This window comes from Pseudomonas sp. 1152_12 (assembly GCF_052850675.1).
The window spans coordinates 1-18,498 of record NZ_VXCW01000028.1 but is presented as its reverse complement, the minus strand read 5'-3'; the positions used below and the strand labels follow the sequence as shown (position 1 = coordinate 18,498).

Below are 18,498 nucleotides of genomic sequence, written 5' to 3'. Positions count from 1 at the left end.
ATTAAATTCCAGAACCCCTGTTTGCTAACGCAAACAGGGGTTTTGTTTATGTAGAAGTCCATGAATTTCACCGGCACGCTGCTAACGCGACGGTCTGGTACACAGAATTTCTTGACGACCATAGAGCATTGGAACCACCTGATCCCATCCCGAACTCAGCAGTGAAACGATGCATCGCCGATGGTAGTGTGGGGTTTCCCCATGTGAGAGTAGGTCATCGTCAAGATTGAATTCCGAAACCCCTGTTTGCTAACGCAAACAGGGGTTTTGTCGTTTTGGAGGATAGCGACCAGCAAATGCCTCAGAAACCGGCCGACAAAAAAGCCAGCACCTGAAATCAGGCGCTGGCTTGTCAGAAGCGATATCGAATCAGAATTGGTAGCTTACCGTCGCTGACGCTGCGTTCTTCTCCCAAGTAGCAGAAGTTCAGGCTGGAACAGCAGACCCCAAACGTTTGCTTGGTCAGGCTGTTGGTATTCAGCCTTACATCCACGTGCTTCAATCCTACCTTGCCCAAGTCATACCCTATTGAGGCGTCAAACACCGTGTAGGCCGGCACCTTCGTTGTGTTTTCCGCATCGGCCCAGCTGTAGGTGCCAACGGATTGCCAGTGCTGTCTGTACAGGTGTTCGGGTTGAAGGACTCTGAATAACTGACAGACAGCGCCAAACCGTTATCAAGCAGATACTCCGCGCCACGTGAATTGGGTGCGTTTGTCAGAGATGTCCGTACCCAGTGGTCGGCCCGCCTCTACAATACGGTTTTCATCGGACGTCTCTACCCAGCGCTGACGCAGCTCGAGCGAGAGTCGCCGCTCAGATAGACGCCAGTCTGTTCAGTCGACGCAGGTAGCTTGTCGGGTCGTAATAGCGAATAGTGGAATTACCGTAGACAGGGTTGAACGCGTTCACCGGTTGCAGTGATCCGCTGGGCCAATCCCCCACAGTTTTGCGCCGCTGATAATCAGCCTGCACCCGCTGCCAGGCCAACTCATGGTCATCGTGGGCTTCGCGCCAATGCTCACACTGCGCACGCAAGCGCACATGGACTCTGTTATTACGCAAGTGCAGTCCCAACTGAAGGCGCTGTTTAGCGCAAGCGCCTTCAGTTCAAAACGTTCGGTCTTTTGCAGCAGCGGCTAAAAGTGTCTTGCGCTAGGGCTGCCGCATCGGCGGCATTGCCCAGGCGACTGCGCTGCCAGGTGTTGAGCCAGTTGTGACGGGTGCTGTAAAGCGTCTGCACCACACGTTCACACGCAACGTGTTCAGTAGATGGCATTCACACAGGCCTGGCCGAACGTCACAATTGATAACGAGCGGTACTGCCTAAAGTCCTGAAAGATTTTGCAATCTCTCGTCACGCAGATTGCGCCGCTGGTCGGATTCCCTCTAAAAATAAGGATGCTTCTCACAAATTTCTAAGATTTATCCTGATCTGGCCGAAAGCCTGATGAGCCATGCGTGCACCGAAATAGAGCGGTCCGAGAGAGTCCGCCTATCCCGTTACATGGAATGTTCCACTCGGCACGCTCATCCCCCTTTGGCAAAAGAAGTCGATGAAATGAATCTTAAGTTCAGTCATAAAATTCTGTTGGCCGCGTCAGGCGTCGTGGTTCTCGCTTTCGCGTTATTCACGCTTTACAACGACTACCTGCAGCGCAGCACCATCAAGCAAAACCTGGAGTCGTCCATCCAGCAATCGGGTGAGCTCACGGCCAGCAGTGTGCAGAACTGGCTCAGTGGGCGGATCCTGGTCCTCGAAGGCCTTGCGCAAAACGTCGCGCACCAGGGCAGTGGTGCCGACCTTCCGGGCCTGGTCGATCAGCCAACGCTCACCTCGAACTTTCAGTTCACCTACGTCGGTCAAACCAATGGCGTGTTCACCCAGCGCCCTGATGCCAAGATGCCCGATGGTTACGACCCTCGTCAGCGTCCCTGGTACAAACAAGCGGTGGCGGCTGATAAGACCATGCTCACCCCGCCCTACATGGCTGCCGTGGGCGGGCAGATCGTAACCATCGCGCTTCCAGTCAAAAAGAACGGGGAACTGCTGGGTGTGGTCGGTGGTGACCTTAGCTTGCAAACCCTGGTGAAGATCATCAACTCGGTCGACTTTGGCGGTATCGGTCATGCATTTCTGGTCAGCGCTGATGGCCAGGTCATTGTCAGTCCTGACCAGGACCAGGTGATGAAAAATCTCAAAGACATCTACCCAGGCACCAACCTGCGTATCGAGAAGGTCAGCCAGGACGTCGTCCTCAATGGCCAGGACCGCATCCTTTCGTTCACCCCCATTAGCGGCTTGCCGGGTGCCGATTGGTACATCGGTTTGTCGATCGATAGAGATAAAGCCTACGCTCCGCTGGGCAAGTTCCGTACTTCGGCGTTAATCGCCATGTTGATCGCGGTCGTGGCAATTGCCGTGCTTTTGAGCCTGCTGATTCAAGTCCTATTGCGGCCATTGACCACCATGGGGGTTGCCATGCAGGACATTGCCCAGGGCGAGGGTGATTTGACTCGTCGCCTGGATGTGACCAGCAAGGACGAGTTTGGCGAAGTCGGCAGTGCCTTCAACCAGTTCGTTGAGCGTATCCACGCGTCGATCTCCGAAGTGTCTTCGGCAACGCGTCAGGTACACGATCTGTCCCAGCGCGTGATGGCCTCGTCCAATGCCTCGATCGTCGGCTCGGACGAACAAAGTGCGCGCACCAATAGCGTAGCTGCGGCGATCAACGAGTTGGGTGCCGCCACCCAGGAAATCGCACGTAATGCGGCCGATGCGTCGCAGCACGCCAGTGGTGCCAGTGAGCAGGCAGACGACGGGCGTAAGGTGGTGGAACAAACCATCCTGGCGATGTCGGAACTGTCGCAAAAGATCAGCTTGTCCTGCACTCAGATAGAAACCCTGAACGCCAGCACCGACAACATCGGTCACATCCTTGATGTGATCAAAGGTATTTCTCAGCAAACCAACTTGTTGGCACTCAACGCCGCGATCGAAGCCGCTCGTGCCGGGGAAGCCGGGCGAGGGTTTGCTGTGGTTGCCGATGAAGTGCGTAACCTGGCTCACCGTACGCAGGAGTCTGCCGAAGAGATCCACAAGATGATCACGTCGTTGCAAGTGGGTTCGCGTGAAGCGGTGACCACCATGAACGCCAGCCAGAGCTCTAGTGAAGAGAGCGTTCAAGTGGCCAACCAGGCCGGTGAGCGCCTGATCAGCGTGACGCAACGAATCGTTGAGATCGATGGCATGAACCAATCGGTTGCTGCCGCCACCGAGGAGCAGACTGCCGTGGTGGAAACCCTCAACGTCGATATCAACCAGATCAACTTGCTGAACCAGCAGGGCGTGGCCAACCTCAACGAAACGCTTAAGGACTGCGACGCGCTGTCCCAGCAGGCCAGCCGTTTGAAGCAATTGGTCGACAGCTTCAAGATCTGACCCTGATCGGGCAGGAGCGAGGCCTCTCGCTTCTGCCTATTGGCTGAGCATTTGTCGTACGTTCTGCAGTGCGTCGTCGGCGAAAGCCTGCACAAACTGTTCAAACTCCGCCTGCGCAGCCTCCAGCGGCTCGCCAATGAGTGTCCAAGTCGCCCTGGCATTTCTCTCGCCAAGCCTGTCGACACGCATTGCGGCCCACAACCGGGCAACACCCAAGGTGTTGTAGATCGTGGTCCACGTCATGTACATGGCCTCGTCATCCCGGCTGTTGAGTTGCTCTACAACGCAATGGCCATCGTGGAAAAATTTGGTGCGCAGCGCGCCTGTACCTGCCCCCGTCATTTGGATGTGCGAAAGGGCAGGAATGAAGGCGTCAAAACCTGCAAAGTTACCCACCACACTCCACAGGCGAGCGGCCTCGCACGCGACGTCCACGGACGCCACCATCGTTGCGCCATCAGGGTTGCGGATCAATGTATCGGGTTGCAGCAGTTTCATAAGCGTGTCCTGAAAGGGTTAGAGAAAGCCAATGGCCTTGAGGTGGTCGCAGCCCTTGCGCAACAGCGCCGGGTCCTTTTGCGGGTACTGCTCGCCCATGGCGGCCACGCCCTGGCGTGCGTTGTCGTGACAAATCATTGAGGTGTCGCTGATGTCTTCGGTGAGGTCATTCAGGTAAAAGCCCAGCACGCCAAAGAGTGCGTTATCGCGGCCTACCGTTCGCAGCGCTGTTTGCCAGTTCGCAACGCTCACGCGTTCGAAATGGTGGCCCGCTTGGCTGAACGCATCGAGGTAATGATCCCAGCTCAAAGGCAGTGGGTTGTGCAGGTTGAAGATATTTCGCCCCGCGGTAAATTGGTCGCAGTGGAACGCAACAAAGCGCGCAAAAAAATCCACCGGCATCAGGTCGAAATTCACGTCCAAGTGAGGCGCCAGGCCCAGCTGCAGCGACCCTTTGAGCATCAGCATCAGGCGGTTGTTCTGCGGCTGGCAGACACCGTTATGGCTGTTAAAGGCGATGTTTCCCGGACGATAAATATTCACCCACGCACCTTGCTCGGCAGCGCGTCCTAGCAGTCGTTCAGCGACCCATTTGGACAGGTTGTAGCCATTCTTGAGATAGAGCGGCAACGTAGCCATCGCCGATACTTCAAGGATCTTCCCCTGAGCATCGATGCTGCTGCAGGCCGACAGTGTCGAGACGAAATTGAAGACCTTCTTGCAATGGGTTTCACACAGGCGCAGGCACTCGAGCATGGGTTTGACGTTGTCCCTGGCGAGTGAGGCGTAGTCCATCACATGATTGACCCGCGCTGCGTTGTGCACCAACACGCCATAGCTGCCAGCGAGGCGCTCATACACATCGCAGGCCAGGCCCAGTCGAGGCTGGCTGATGTCGGCGGCGTATACCTGCACTCGGCGCAGGTCCAGATGTTCCAGGCGGTACTCGCGTAGTGCTTCGGCAAACCGCGCTGCTGCCGAGTGCCCCGTCGTTTCGCGCACCAGGCATGCTACCTCCTGTGCACCGCCCGCCAACAACGCTTCGACGAGATGCACGCCGACAAAACTGTTGGCACCGGTGACGATCACCTTGCGCGGATCGCCCGCTTGGTCTGCCTGCAGTATTTCGACATTCAATGCTTGTGACGCGTCTTTCTCCACTTGACCCGACAGTACATTGGGCGGTTCTCCGTCCTCCATCAGCACGGCGAGCGTACGAATCGTCGGGGCCTCAAAGAAACGGTTCAATAAGAGGCTGCGGCCAAACTCTTCACGCAGGCGTAGCAACAGGGTCGACAGCAGGATGGAGTGGCCGCCCAAGTGGAAAAAGCTGTCATCAATGCAAATGTCATCGCCAGCAACACCCAACAGCTCGCCCCACAGCGCCACCAGGCGCGTTTGCAGAGGCGTTTGAGCGTGGCTGCCGGCAGTGAGGGGCGGCGCGTGCATCGGTATCGCCAGCAGCGCCTGGCGGTCAATCTTGCCGTTGCTGGTGCGCGGCATAGTGGCTAACTCTACGCACGCCTCGGGATGCATATAAGTCGGTAGCCGTTGCTGCGCATAGTGCTTCAAGCCCGCCAATGTGGCGGCGGGTTCGGGCTGGGCGACAAAACTGAAAATCCTGCGATCCCCATCGATCACCACGGCTACTTGGCGAAATAACCGGCTATTGCGCAGGCATTGTTCGATTTCCAGGGGCTCCACCCGAAAGCCACGGATCTTGACCTGATCGTCTCGTCGGCCGCCCAACTCGATGCCGTCTTGCGTCCATTTCGCCAGGTCACCGCTGCGGTAAGCCTGCAGCGTATGACCATTGGGCAGTATTAGCTCAACGAACGGGTTGTCCGCCTGTTGTTGCGCATGCACATACCCCAGGCTCACCCCAGGGCCGACCACGTACAGATGGCCCATCACCTGTTCATCCACCGGTTGCAGGTGGTCATCGAGAATCAACACCTGGCTGTTGGCAATGGGGTGTCCCAGGTTGCGATTGCTGTCACCCGGCTTAAACGTCCGGTGGGTGATCAGCACCGTGGCCTCGGTAGGGCCGTACAGGTTGTGCAGTTGGCACTGGCTCGCCAGTTGTTCGATCACATACGGCTCGCAGATATCGCCACCGGTCAACAAGTGGGCCAAGCCCAATGGCTGATCCAGCGGCAGGATGCTCAGAAGTGCCGGCGGCAGAAAAGCATGGCTGATGCGCTGCTGGCGAATCAGGTCGACCAACTGATGTGGGTCGTGCCGTTGGTCTTGGCTTGGCACGATCAACTCGGCGCCGGCGACCAGCGCCGGGAAGATATCGATCAGCGATGAATCGAAACTCAGCGGCGAAAATTGCAGCACACGGCTCTGTTCATCCAGCGCCGTACAGGCGCCGAGCCAGGCGGTGAAATGTGCAAGGTTGCCTTGGCTGAGCAATACCCCTTTGGGCTGACCGGTAGTGCCCGAGGTGAAAAGCACGACGCAGGGCGCCTCAACGCTGGGGCGATGGCGCATCAATGGTTGCGCGGTATCCGCGTACGCCGGGTCGATATGGGTGACATTCACGCTAACGAAGTGGTCGTGCAAAGAGTGCCGGCCATCATCGAGCAAGACGGCAGCCCTAGCGCTTTGCAGCATTGCCTGTTGGCGTTGTGGCGGATGGTCCGGTGCCAGTGGCAGGTACACCGCGCCGCACCCCAACACAGCGAGAATGCTGGCGTACAACTCGACGGACTTGTCCAGGCACACGCCGACCACCGCAGGCTTCTCACTACTGTCCAGTAGAGGGTGCAGGCGTTGCTGAATCGACAGGGCTCGAGCGTGTAATTGTCGGTAAGTCACTACGCTACCCGCGATGTTTAGTGCCGATCGTTCTGCGAAGGTGTGCAGGCTGGCCTGTAACCTTTCGACGATGGGCACTTGGGCCGCCAGCAACAGGGCCGGCTGTGCAGTCCGATTGAATCGATGCATAAACGCCAATGCGTCCAGCCCTTGCAGGTTTTGCTCGGGCCATGCATTAGCGGTGGTGGTTGCGGCGAAGAAGTCCGCCTCCCTCGAAAAACCGCTGACCAGCGCGGCCGCCCATTCCACCAGCGTGTTGATCGCTTGTCGGCGCAATTGCTGGCCGTTGCCGCTGGGCTCCTCGGCAACACCCTGTACCGCCAATACACGTCTGTCATGGTCATAGCAGCGCAATTGCAGCAGGGGAAGCCCGTATTCGGACACCGGGCCGATACCCAGACGCAGGCTTAGCCATTGGGTGTTGTCGGCACGTGTGAGCAGCGGTTGGGTGCCGTCTTCAATAACGATGTCGAGCGATTCTGTTGCGGTGACGTGCCCGTATTGCTCCACCGTTTGCCTGAGCACTTCCAATGCACTGCTGGTGCCGTTCCATCCAATCTTCAAGCGTCTCACACCGGCCTCCCCGATTCGGGCAGGTAGTCTCTCAGCGCCAGGGCGACGCTCGGCGTGTGGAGCACGCCACTGTGATGCAGGAACCCCATGATGTTGCCAAGCAGCGGGTGATGGCGGGTGATTGGAAAGTCGAGCGCCGCAACTTCGTCACCGAGTGCGCGGCGAATGTCGGCGCTGACGTCCAAGTGTTCGATCAGTTGAAGATTGAAGCCTTTCTGCAGATTATTGGTCAGGTAATGCTGCAAAAAAATCGGCAGGGTTTCAGCTATTTGATCGCGGTCTTCCGGGCTTGCCGCTTGCCAGTAGAGGCGCACCAGTTGCGTCCAGAACTGTGCGTGGCGACCCTCATCAAGCAAGTGATCGGCCATCAAACCACGGATGGAGGGCTTGACGCTGTCGTCCTTGGAAAACGCCGCTACGTCATGGGTGATGGTGTTCTCGGCGATGGCCACGCCAATCAATTCCACGGCATCGCGCAGGTGTGGCGGTGTCAGCGCCTGCGCTGCTGGCAGGGCATGGCTCAGTTCGATTTGCCCAGGCAGGTCGAGGGGTTGTATGCCGGTCATTTCGATGGTTTGTTGCAGGAAGTCCATTGCAACCAGCGCGTGGTAGTCCTCATCGACCACGACGGTCATCGCGTCCACACGACAGGCGAGGGGGAAGGGCCGCGAAAAGTGATTCTTGGCAATACTGCGGGCGGTCTTGTCGACGATCTCGGTTTCGAAGATCACCACGTCATTGATGAATTTGTAGAAGCTTTGCACCAACACGAAGTCGCGCCATTGCAGGCAGTGTTCGAGAAAGGTCGCACTCAGCACCAGAGGCTGGCGGCACAGGGGATAGATCAATCTATCGTCGTTTTCCAGCAACCGCCGAGGACGTGTTCGGATTGTTGCGCGGCGTTCCCAGTCTTCGGCGAAGGAGCGATAGTTGGTGGCGTTCAAGGTTGCACCTCTTGCAGCGAGGTGTGCACGGCGTCCCAGAAGCAGAGGCGGCTTTGCACGGCGTCGAGTGCAATTTCATCGGCCTCGCGTTGGCGCGCAGTGTCTACCCCGATCAAGCGTCGCAGTAACTGTTGCGCCGCTGGCCCATGGTCTTGGGCATCTAATTCGATGTGACGGCGAAGGTAATGCCCCAAGGTTGGTGCCTGACGATCAATGCACGCATTGCCGTGCAGGATGCGTTCGAACATCGGCGCAATGACACTCTCGCGACCATGCAGGAAGGCCGCCGCCACGCAGTGAGTGGGCGCGTTTAGCGCGACCTGTAAGGTGCTGTCGACAAAGCGTGCCACACCCGGGCGCACATCAATCATGTGCAAGGCCGCGCTTGCTTGCACACCCTGGCGCTGCAGTTCGATGAAGTGCTGGACGGCACGCGTGTCGGCACCGACCTCTGCCATCGCCTCCAGGTACAGTTCGAAGTGGCTGCAATGGCCACGTGTTGGATGTTCGTCTGATTCTTCGCCAAGCACGATTTCATTGATGAGGCGTGCGGCTTGCGGGTCCGTGGGTGGGAGCCAGGGTAAGTGCGTGCAGGTCAGGTCTTGCTGCAGTCGTTTGGTCAGTGTCATGAAGTCCCAGACCGCAAATACATGATGTTCCATAAAAAGTTGTAACTTATTAAGCGAAGTTATTTCTTTAAATAACGGGTGGCTGCATAACAGCCATTTTTTTTGTTCAAGTAAGTGTTGGTGCATGGTTGACGCCTATAAGTTGCTGCGACTGCTCTGAAAACAGTGGTGGGGGTTCTTTAGTGTGAATAGAAAGATGGCATTTAACCGGTTCACGCGCGCAGCGCTAACCTGGCGTGGTATTACTGTCGAATGAAGTGTTTGTTTTAGTGGCGAGAGATAATAATCTTATTAAACGCTTTGATCATCTTGTGAAAGTGTTAGATGTTTTTACGAGAAATATCTTGTTGTAAGCAAGTTGCCTGGGTAACTGTTGGAAGTTTCCTCGAAATGAGCAGCCCTGTTTAAATCGTATCGTTCTGGTCGGACGTATCGTCGTCGGGCTCTCTCTCCTATAGGAAAGGAGCCCTGCACCGTAGTGGGTAACGGGGAGCGCCCTGACCCCTACTGCGCGTCTTTCGTTGCGGCCGCTTCAAGACCATTGAGGTAGGTGGTGATCACCTCCATTCCCCGCATCAGGTGATTACGCAAGGTCAGGATGCTTTCTTCGATCTTCTTCTGTGCCACAAGCCTCAGAAGTTCGCGGTGATCTTCCTGTGATGTCTCGCCCAGGCCCATCGCCTCAAGGTTGAAGCGCAGAAACCGTTCCTCCTCATTTAAACCGTGTTCAACCAGTTTGAGCAGCCGCTGGTTAGGTGCCTTGCCATACAACACCATGTGAAACAGGCGGTTGAGGCGGCCAATCTCGGCGTAGTCTTTCTCCTGTTCCAACGCATTGATGTAGGCATCGGCTTCAGCGATGTCGGCGTCGGTGAGAAACGGAGTCGACAGGCGCAACGCTTCGGATTCCAGCAGCATGCGCAGTTCATAGGTCTCAGCCGAATTGTCTTCGATCAACGGTGCAACCACGGCGCCCTTATGGGTCACCACATGCAGCAAGGATTGAGCTTCCAACTGGCGTAAGGCCTCGCGCACGGGCATGCGGCTCACGCCGAACAGGCTAGCCAGCTCTTGCTGACGCATCGCGGTGCCACAGGGCAGTCGACCATCGAGAATGGCATTGCGCAGTGTTTCTTCAATAACGGCGCGAGCAAGATGGGCGGGAATAGGCCCGCTGATTTTGATGCTGCTTAAAGGGTTCGGCTTCTGCGTCACGGTTACGCTATCCTCCTTTCTTGAATGGAGTGTGTTTAATTGGATCCAATGCACACTAGAGACGGGCCACACGCTTGTCAAACAACCAAAGTTTCCGTTTGTAAGGGCTTACGGGGTGTACTTTGTGCATCCCACAGGGGGCGGTTATAAACTCGGTCCACCGATGGATGATTGCACTGTGCCATTGTTTTTTACGAGTCGAAGCATCACCATCCTATAAAATTCCGTCTCTCTTCATGGACTGAACGCCTTGGCGGTAAGTTTTGTTCCCTCTCGAGTCTTTAGCTGGTTGTTTTCAGCGATCGTATTGGCCGGCCTTATGCTCGGCGGGCTGCATGCCGATTGGGATTTCTCCCAGATCAGCCGCAAGGCCACAGCCTTGTACGGGCCGCTGGGGGAGGGCCAGCAGCGTATCGACGCCTGGCAGCGACTGCTGGCGACCCAAAAGCAGGTCGACGAGCAGGAGCAGCTCAAGGTCGTTAACCTGTTCTTCAACAAGCAAATGTCTTACGTGGAAGACATCGACCTCTGGCACGTGGTCGACTATTGGGAAACGCCCATCGAAGCGCTCTGGAAGGGGGCTGGCGATTGTGAGGACTACGCGATCGGCAAGTATTTCAGTTTGCGTCATCTGGGCGTCTCCAGCGACAAATTGCGCATTACCTACGTCAAGGCCTTGCGTCAGAATCGCGCTCACATGGTCCTGACGTATTATTCGACCCCGGACGCTATCCCGCTGGTGCTCGACAGCCTGATGGACGACATCCTGCCGGCCACCCGCCGTACCGACCTGATTCCGGTGTACTCATTCAACGCCGAGGGTTTGTACCTGCCCGGCGCCAAGGGCAACAAGAAAGTCGGTGACACCAAACGCTTGTCGCGCTGGCAGGATGTGTTGAGAAAAATGCGCGCGGAAGGCTTCCCAGCCGAGCCTGCCAACTAGGAGTAACTGATCGGATGTCTCTGTTCAAACAACTATTGATCGCAATCTGTCTGTTCTTGGTGGTCGCCTTCAGCGGCAGCTTCATGGTCAGCCTCGAAAGCTCGCGCACGCAATACGTCAACCAGCTGCGTTCGCATGCACAGGATGCGGCGACGGCGCTGGCATTGTCACTGACGCCCAATATCGACGACCCGGCGATGGTGGAATTGCTGGTCAGCTCGATCTTCGACAGCGGCTATTACGCCAGCATCCGCGTAGTGGACCTGGCCACTGACAAAACCATCGTCGAGCGCAGCGGTATACCTGACAACAACGGTGTGCCCAACTGGTTCGTCAAACTCATCGGTCTGGAGCCCGCCGGTGGTGATGCGCTGGTCAGCCGTGGCTGGGAACAGGCGGCGCGTGTGGAGGTGGTGAGCCACCCGATGTTCGCCCTGGCCAAGCTCTGGCAAAGCGCCTTGGGCAGCCTTGGCTGGTTGCTGTTGTGCGGTGCGGTGAGTGCGGTGCTTGGTGCGTTGCTGCTGCGTCGGCAGTTGAAACCGTTGGACTACATGGTCAAGCAGTCCCACGCTATTGCGCGGCGCGAGTTCCTCAGCTTGCCTGACCTGCCACGCACGCCGGAACTGCGGCGCGTGGTGCAGGCTATGAACCAGATGGTAGAAAAGCTCAAGGCGCTGTTTCAGGAGCAGGCCGAGCGCAGCGAAAAACTGCGCATCGAATCCTATCAGGACAACCTCACGGGCCTCGCCAACCGCCGTTATTTCGAGATGCAGCTCAACGCCCGCGTGAGTAACCCGGAAGACTCCAACTCCGGCTACCTGCTGCTATTGCGAGTCAAGGACCTGGCCGGTCTCAACCAGCGCCTGGGGGGCCAGCGCACCGACCAGTTGCTGCAAGCGGTCGGCGAACAACTGCTACGCCAGTGCGAGCCTTACCCGGAAACTCATAACCTCGTCACTCGTATCCGCGGCGGTGAATTCGCGGTGCTGGCGCCGGGATTGGTACGCGAAGAAGCGTTGCAATTGGCGCAGAACCTGGAGAGCACCTTGCTCAGCCTGCAGGCCACCGGCGCCAGTGACGTCACGCCGGTCGCTTATATCGGCCTGGCGCCGTTCAGCCATGGTGACTCCCCACAGGCCTTGCTGACCTTGGCTGACCAGGCCCTGGCCCAGGCCGAAGGGCAGGGCGACAGCAGTTGGGTGTGCCTCGACCACAACGCCGCCGCCAGCGTCGGCGACGATCACCATGCCTGGCACACTTTGCTCGACCAGGCCCTGACCCAGGAGCGTTTCCAGCTGTACTTTCAGCCGGTCGTCGCCAGCCAGGACCCGCAGTTGGTCTTGCACTACAAAGTACTGTCGCGCTTGCAGGATGATGACGGTCACACCATACCCGCCGGGCGTTTCCTGCCGTGGCTTGAGCGCTTCGGCTGGACTGCGCGCCTGGATCGCCTGATGCTGGAGCATGTGCTCAAGCAGATGGCCGGTCACAGCCATAGCTTGGCGCTGAACCTCTCGGCGGCCACCTTGCAGGACGCCCAGGCGCTGAATCGGATTTTTGAGTTGCTACGCCAGTACAGCAACCTGGGTTCGCGCCTGACCCTGGAAATCGGCGAAGAACAATTGCCTGAGCAGGCGCTGCTGGAACAGTTAACCAAGCGCCTACGCGAGCTGGGCTTCTCCCTAAGCCTGCAGCGTTTTGGTGGGCGCTTCAGCATGATCGGCAATCTGGCGCGCCTGGGCCTGGCGTACTTGAAGATCGACGGCAGCTACATCCGCGCCATCGACCAGGAAAGCGACAAACGCCTGTTTATCGAAGCGATCCAACGCGCGGCCCACAGTATCGACTTGCCATTGATTGCCGAGCGCGTGGAAACCGAGGGTGAGCTGAAGGTGATTCGCGAGATGGGGATTTTCGGCGTGCAGGGCCAATTGTTTGGTGAACCCGCGCCTTGGAAATAATGCCACTCCAATGTGGGAGCGGGTTTATGTGGGAGCTGGCTAGCTTTCGATAGCATCACCTCGGTCTGCCTGATACACCGAGGTGCCTGCATCGCAGGCAAGCCAGTTCCCACAAAAGCCTGCCCACATTTAGATTCGGTTTGCCTGCCGAAATCAGATCAGCCCAGTCTCTTCATCATCAATCAAATGGCTCAACCCGCCCAACGCTTCCCGCGCGTGGTTACGGTCCATCAGCTTGGCCTGCGCCGCCGGCGGCAGGTCCGTCACGTTGATCACGCCCTTTTGGGTCAGCACCTGAATCAAGTCGTCCAGCACCCGAATCATCTCCAGGTCACTTTGCTTGAGCTGTGCCAGGCTGGTTTCCACCGCTTCGTTGGCGTACCAAGCCTGAATCTCATGGTGGTCGGCCGGCAGGGTTTCGGTTGACTCAGCAAAGGCCGCGGCCTCCACACGGCTCAGTGCACCCTGTGCATCACGTTGCACGTAAAACATAAGAAACCCTCGAAAATGAGCCACACGCTTTCACCCGCATAGGCCAGCGGTGTGTTAATTGAACCGAGTATGCGATGCAACCGCCCGCCAGGGCCAGCAACGTATCACCTAAGCAAATCGGCCGCCCCTGGGGGCGGCCGATAAACTGAAGCTTAGGCGGTGTGGTCGATCTTGATGGTTGGGTCGGCACCACTGATCAGCGAGTTGATGCTGGTGTGGGACCAGTCGTTGCCTTCCAGCTTGATCGTCACATCGGCATTGGCCAGGCCGCCAGCGGCGTTGAGCTTGCCTTCAGTGCTGACTTGCAAGGTCGACACGCCGTCTACCGTGGTGATCTTGAGGTAGTTGTCGATGGTGCTGTCGGTCTCACCTTTCAACAGATCCTTGAGATCGATCCGGTCACCTTCCGATGCCTTGAAGTCCTTGATCACATCGTTGCCGATGTCACCGGCCTTCCACACAAAGGTGTCGGCACCCGAACCGCCGATCAGGATGTCGTTGCCCTGGCCACCGATCAAGGTGTCGTTGCCGGTGCCGCCCAGCAGGATGTCATTGCCTTTGCCGCCGTCCAGGGTGTCGTTGCCGCCCTGGCCGAACAGGATGTCATCGCCTGCACCGCCCAACAGCGTGTCGTTACCGTCCTTGGCGCCGGAGACATCGAAGTCCGCGTAGTGCTCGGTAACGTACTGGTGCACGTTCGAGGTGGTCACCGCCGAGACGGCCACACCGGTTTTCTGCGCGACGAAGGCCTGCAGTGCGTTGTAACCCTCACCGGTAATCCCGCTGAAGCTGACCAGGTCGCCGAAGATGATGTCGTTGCCGTCGCCACCGTTGATGGTGTCGGCGCCCGGCAGCGTTGCTTCGGTGTGGCCGAGGATCGCGTTGGCCAAGTCCTTCGGATCGATGTTGCTTTGCGGCTTGCCATCGCTGTCGTACGGCTTCAGGTCGTTGAGGGTGACGTCGTTGTTGATGCCGATGGCCTCCACTTGCGACAACCCACCCAGCAGCGCAAAGGCGCTTTTCGAGTTGCTCAGCGTCGACGAATCGGTGCCGCTGCCCAAGCCTGAACGGTCGGACAGCTCGTAGGTACCGTCGCCTTGGGCGTGGAGGGTACCCAGGTTATTAACGACCCAGCGCGAGCCATTCCAGGTTTGCAATTGAGCTGCGCCCGAGGAGTCGATGGTGAAGTAGTGGTTGTTATCCAGGTACTTGCTGAACGTTGTGCCCAGTGTGTAGTTGGTCGTCGTCACCAAGTCATCGAGTTTTGTGTTGTAAATCGTCGGGTTGGTCTGCTCGCCGCTCTGGTAGTAGGTCGGCTTGCCGTCGGTGATGAAGTAGGTCAAGTTGGTGGCACCGGTGTTGCCGGTGGCCAGGCCGCTCTGGAAGAAGTTGGCCGTGGTCTTGAACACGTCTTCATAGTTGGAACCGCCGCCCGACACCATCGAGTCCAGCACGGCCTTGAGCAACGTCAGGGCGTTTGGATCGTTGAGGTTGATCGCAATCGACTTGTTCACCTGGGTATCAAAGTCTGCCAGGAAGATGTTCACGGTGCCCGACGTGTTGGCGCCCAGGCTGTCTTTCAGCGAATTGAACACTGAGGTCAGCGAAGCCTTCGCCGCGTTGACCGAGGAGGTGCTCATACTGCCCGAACTGTCGACCATGAACGCGATGTTGTAGTTCTTGCCCTGCACGACGTTCAGGCCGCCGATATCGGCCACGACAATGTCGTTGCCGTCGCTGCCGTTGATCGTGTCGCTGCCCGAGGTGCCCGTTATCGAGCTGTAGGTGGCCGGGTAGACCGTGACCGGCAGTTGCGCGGTAGTCGTCGCCGAACCGCCGATGCTTTCGGTGGAGGTCGAGGTGACGGTCAGGTTGAACTGGCCGCTGTAGTAGGTCGGCGGCTTGATGGTCAGGGTGTTCAAATCCCAACCAGTGACATTCACTTCGCCAACGGCTTTAGTCGCGGTGAAGGTGTGCCCGGAGGCGTCGGTGAGCACCGAGCCTGCCGGTACGCCACTGATCTTCACGCTCAGGGTTTCCGAGCCGTCGGTATCGGTCAGCGCAGTGGTGACCTTGGACAGCTTCACGGTACCGTTTTCCTGGCCTTCGTTGAGCTTGTAGCCCACGTAGTAACCGTCACCGTTGCTGCCATGCAGGTCGGACACGGTTACGCCGGCATTGGTCAGGTCGGTGATGCCGGTATACAGCGGCACGCCGCTGGTGCTCAGGTCTTTGGCAGCGCCACCGTTAACCGACAGGTTAACGTCATAGCTGCCGGGACCGGATTGGTTCGCGTGGTAGATCTCAAGGCTGTAGTAGCCGCTTACGGTCGGGGTGATCGAGCCACTGAACTTGCCGCTGTTGGTGCCCCATTGCGCGCTGGCCACGTCTTTGCCGCCGACGTTGATCACCAGGCTGTCATCGCCGGTACCGCTGAAGGTGTAGGTCTTGCCGGCTTCCATATAGATCAGGCCGGAGATCTTCGAACCCGCGCCTGCGGCGACGTTTTCGGTGGACTCGACGTTGGTTACGACGCCGCTGCTGTTCGGCGTGCCGGCCTTATCAATAGCGTTTTTCAGGTCGGTCGCTGACGCGCCGTTACCGTTAGTGCCAATGCCTGCAATGCTGTTCCAGCTTTGCTTGAGCAAACCGATCGAGCTGACGTTGTTGTCGGCCACCGTCAGCGTCGGTGCGTCGGCCACTGGGGTGATATCGACTTTCACCGTGGCGCTGGTGCCAAAGTCCTTGCCATCTGTTGGCTGGAACTTGAACTGTGCGTAATCGGCTTGCTTGTTGCCGATACCGTTGCCGCCATAGCCATCGGCGCCGGACTCGTTGGCGTTCGGCATGAAGCGCAACTGGCCGCCGTCGATCTGGGCTTTGGTGAAGGTTTGGCCGGCGGTCACGTTGGTCCAAGTGGTGCCATCTGTCGCCAGGTATTGCAGCTTGCCTGCCACCGGCAGGTCGGTGATTTTTACCGCCAAGCTGGCTTGTGGCGAGTCCACGTCGGTCACGCCGAAGTTAGCCCAGGTCAGTGCCAGCGGCGTGTCTTCAGTGCCCGTCACAGCGCTGCCGGTTGCCACTGGCGCATCGTTGACCGCCACTACGTTGACCGTGGTGGTGGCGACGTTGGAGTAGTTGCCGCCGTCGGTCACGGTCACGGTGATGGTCCGTGGCGTGGTGCTCGGGTCGTGGCTGCTGTTGGTGAACGTGATGTTCTTGATCTGCTGCATGTAGTCAGCCAGCGACGCCGTGCCGGTCAGGGTCAGGGTGATCTTGCCGGTGGCAGGGTCTGTCGCCGAGGCCACGGTGATGCCGGTGACGCTGCTGAAATTCAGCGCGTCGCCCTGCTGGCTGTTGGTCAGCACTACGGTAGCGCCGGTCAGTTGAGTGCTGTCCGGGTCAGTAATCTTGATGTCGGTGTCAGCAATCGATACGCCGGTGCCGCCTTCGGTAAACGAGGTCTTGTAGTCGGCCCCGGTGGCGCCGCTGGAGTTGTTGGCATCCAGATCGATGACCGGTGGTGCATCGTTGTCGATGATATCGGTGCTGACGCTGCCATTGCCGACCACCAGGTTCTCGAAGTTGCCCCCGGTGGTCTTGTCGATGGTGATGACGATTTTTTCCGTCGGCTCGGTAATTTTGTCGTCGATGGTGCGGATATCAAACGGCACGCTGCTGGAACCGGCCGGGATCTTCACCGTGTACACGCCATTGAAGTCTGAACCGTCGGTGGCCGTGCCGCTGTACTTGAGCGTTACGGTCACGTCGGTTTGCGCCGGGTTGCTCAGCGTCAGGGTGTAGTGCGCCGTGCCGCCTTCCGTCACCGACGCGTCGCCAGTGATGCTGATGGTGGTGTTGGTGACCACATCGGTGACCTTGGTGGTCACAGTGCTGCCGTCGACAATCAAGTGCTCGTACTTGTCGCCGCCGCTGACCACGTTGGTGATCTTGGTGCTGACATCGTTGGCACCGATATACACGTCGTTAGGCGCGGTGGCGGTGGTGGTGCTGCTGGTCTTGCCGTTGCCGATGGTGATGGTCGAGCCGTTATCCAGCTTCACCACCAGGTCGGAACCGACGTTGGTCACCGCTGCACCGTTCTTGTCGACCAAGGACGCGGTGTAGACGATCTGACCGCCTTCGCTCACCGAACCGGTGGCCTTGAGCACCACGGTCACATCATCGATGGTGTCGTTGATGGTGGTGGTCGCGCCGCCTGGAGTGACAGTCACACCCTCGAAGTTACCGCCGGTAGTGCCGGTGATCTTGACGGTCTGGGTGCTCTTATCGATGAACACGTCATCGCTCGGCGCTGGGACCGTCACAGTACCCACGGTTGCGCCTTGCTTGATGGTGATGCTCGAACCGTTATCGAGTTGGATCACCATGTCGCTGCCAGCCTTGTTGCTCAAGGTGGCGGTGTAGGTGATCTGGCCACCTTCGTTGACAGCCGTTGGCGCAGTCAGCGTGACACTGGTGAGATCGGTGGTGCTCGGGGTGTCTGTGACCGTGGTGTTAACCGGCGTGGTGCCTGGCACCAGGTTTTCGAAATGCGCGCCGCCCGTCACGTTGGTGATCGCGGTGGTGACGGTCTGGTCGCCTTTGTAGACGTCATTCGGCGCTACGACGGTGACGGTACCGCTGGACTGGTTCACGCCGATGGTGATGGTTTTACCGTTATCCAGGGTGACGGTCAGCGGGTTGGTGATGTTAGTCACTGCCGCGCCGTTTTTATCCACAAGGCTGGCGGTGTAGACGATATTGCCGCCTTCGCCAACGGTGGTTGTGGCACTCAGAACCACATCGACTTTGTCGATGGTGTCATTGATCGTCGTGGTTGCGCCGTTGCCTGCAACTTCCAATTTCTCGAAGTTACCGCCAGCGGTGTCGGTGATCTTGACCGTCTGAGTGCTCTTGTCGATGAACACGTCATCGCTAGGCGCTGGGACAGTCACGGTGCCGACGGTGTCGCCCGC

At 58.2% G+C, this 18,498-nt stretch carries 9 protein-coding genes, 1 rRNA gene and 4 pseudogenes; 4 read left to right on the top strand and 10 right to left on the bottom strand.

The features are described from left to right. Positions 1 to 110 precede the first annotated feature (110 nt). Positions 111 to 226 (top strand): 5S ribosomal RNA (gene rrf / locus FW764_RS27610). A 143-nt stretch (positions 227 to 369) separates the two neighbouring features. On the opposite strand, the pseudogene FW764_RS27605 reads toward rrf, so the two are convergent. The 3 pseudogenes from FW764_RS27605 to FW764_RS27595 form a co-directional block, all read right to left on the bottom strand. Beyond that, a pseudogene (locus FW764_RS27605) lies at positions 370 to 968 on the bottom strand (hypothetical protein); the annotation flags it as partial. Continuing rightward, a pseudogene (locus FW764_RS27600) lies at positions 966 to 1,070 on the bottom strand (DUF4880 domain-containing protein); the annotation flags it as partial. The pseudogenes FW764_RS27605 and FW764_RS27600, both read right to left, overlap by 3 nt. Before the next feature lie 29 nt (positions 1,071 to 1,099). Beyond that, a pseudogene (locus tag FW764_RS27595) lies at positions 1,100 to 1,278 on the bottom strand (sigma-70 family RNA polymerase sigma factor); the annotation flags it as partial. Between the two features lie 282 nt (positions 1,279 to 1,560). Between FW764_RS27595 and FW764_RS27590 the strand changes: the two are divergent. Further along, positions 1,561 to 3,441, top strand: coding sequence for a methyl-accepting chemotaxis protein (locus tag FW764_RS27590; protein ID WP_446436651.1), 1,881 nt, complete (start codon positions 1,561 to 1,563; stop codon positions 3,439 to 3,441). A 36-nt stretch (positions 3,442 to 3,477) separates the two neighbouring features. Here FW764_RS27590 and FW764_RS27585 read toward each other — a convergent pair whose 3' ends face one another. The 5 genes from FW764_RS27585 to FW764_RS27565 form a co-directional block, all read right to left on the bottom strand. Further along, positions 3,478 to 3,939 (bottom strand): SRPBCC family protein, encoded by a 462-nt coding sequence (locus FW764_RS27585; protein WP_446436650.1) that lies wholly within the window; start codon positions 3,937 to 3,939, stop codon positions 3,478 to 3,480. Positions 3,940 to 3,957: 18 nt separating this feature from the next. Continuing rightward, entirely contained in the window at positions 3,958 to 7,335 is a 3,378-nt protein-coding gene (locus FW764_RS27580) for an amino acid adenylation domain-containing protein (protein WP_446436649.1), read from the bottom strand. Further along, the gene (locus FW764_RS27575; RefSeq protein WP_446436648.1) at positions 7,332 to 8,279 is read right to left on the bottom strand and encodes a diiron oxygenase; all 948 of its coding nucleotides are present in this window, start codon (positions 8,277 to 8,279) and stop codon (positions 7,332 to 7,334) included. The genes FW764_RS27580 and FW764_RS27575 overlap by 4 nt, the downstream gene beginning before the upstream one ends. Further along, on the bottom strand, positions 8,276 to 9,034 hold the full coding sequence (locus tag FW764_RS27570) for a DUF3050 domain-containing protein (protein WP_446436647.1): 759 nt from the start codon (positions 9,032 to 9,034) through the stop codon (positions 8,276 to 8,278). Before FW764_RS27570 ends, FW764_RS27575 begins: the two co-directional genes overlap by 4 nt. A 378-nt stretch (positions 9,035 to 9,412) precedes the next feature. Further along, a complete protein-coding gene (locus tag FW764_RS27565; RefSeq protein WP_083355884.1) occupies positions 9,413 to 10,123 on the bottom strand; it encodes a GntR family transcriptional regulator in 711 nt (236 codons plus the stop codon). 250 nt (positions 10,124 to 10,373) lie between these two features. Here FW764_RS27565 and lapG point away from each other — a divergent pair, with 250 nt between their 5' ends. After that, positions 10,374 to 11,066 carry a cysteine protease LapG gene (gene lapG, locus FW764_RS27560; protein ID WP_446436646.1) on the top strand — a complete coding sequence of 231 codons (693 nt, stop codon included), beginning with the start codon at positions 10,374 to 10,376 and terminating at the stop codon, positions 11,064 to 11,066. Positions 11,067 to 11,080: 14 nt separating this feature from the next. Next, entirely contained in the window at positions 11,081 to 13,027 is a 1,947-nt protein-coding gene (lapD, locus tag FW764_RS27555; RefSeq protein ID WP_446436645.1) for a cyclic di-GMP receptor LapD, read from the top strand. 153 nt (positions 13,028 to 13,180) lie between these two features. On the opposite strand, the gene FW764_RS27550 is transcribed toward lapD, so the two are convergent. Then, positions 13,181 to 13,519: a tryptophan synthase subunit beta gene (locus FW764_RS27550; protein ID WP_446436644.1), complete on the bottom strand. Its 339-nt coding sequence runs from the start codon at positions 13,517 to 13,519 to the stop codon at positions 13,181 to 13,183. A gap of 152 nt (positions 13,520 to 13,671) precedes the next feature. Next, a pseudogene (locus tag FW764_RS27545) lies at positions 13,672 to 18,498 on the bottom strand (LapA family giant adhesin); the annotation flags it as partial.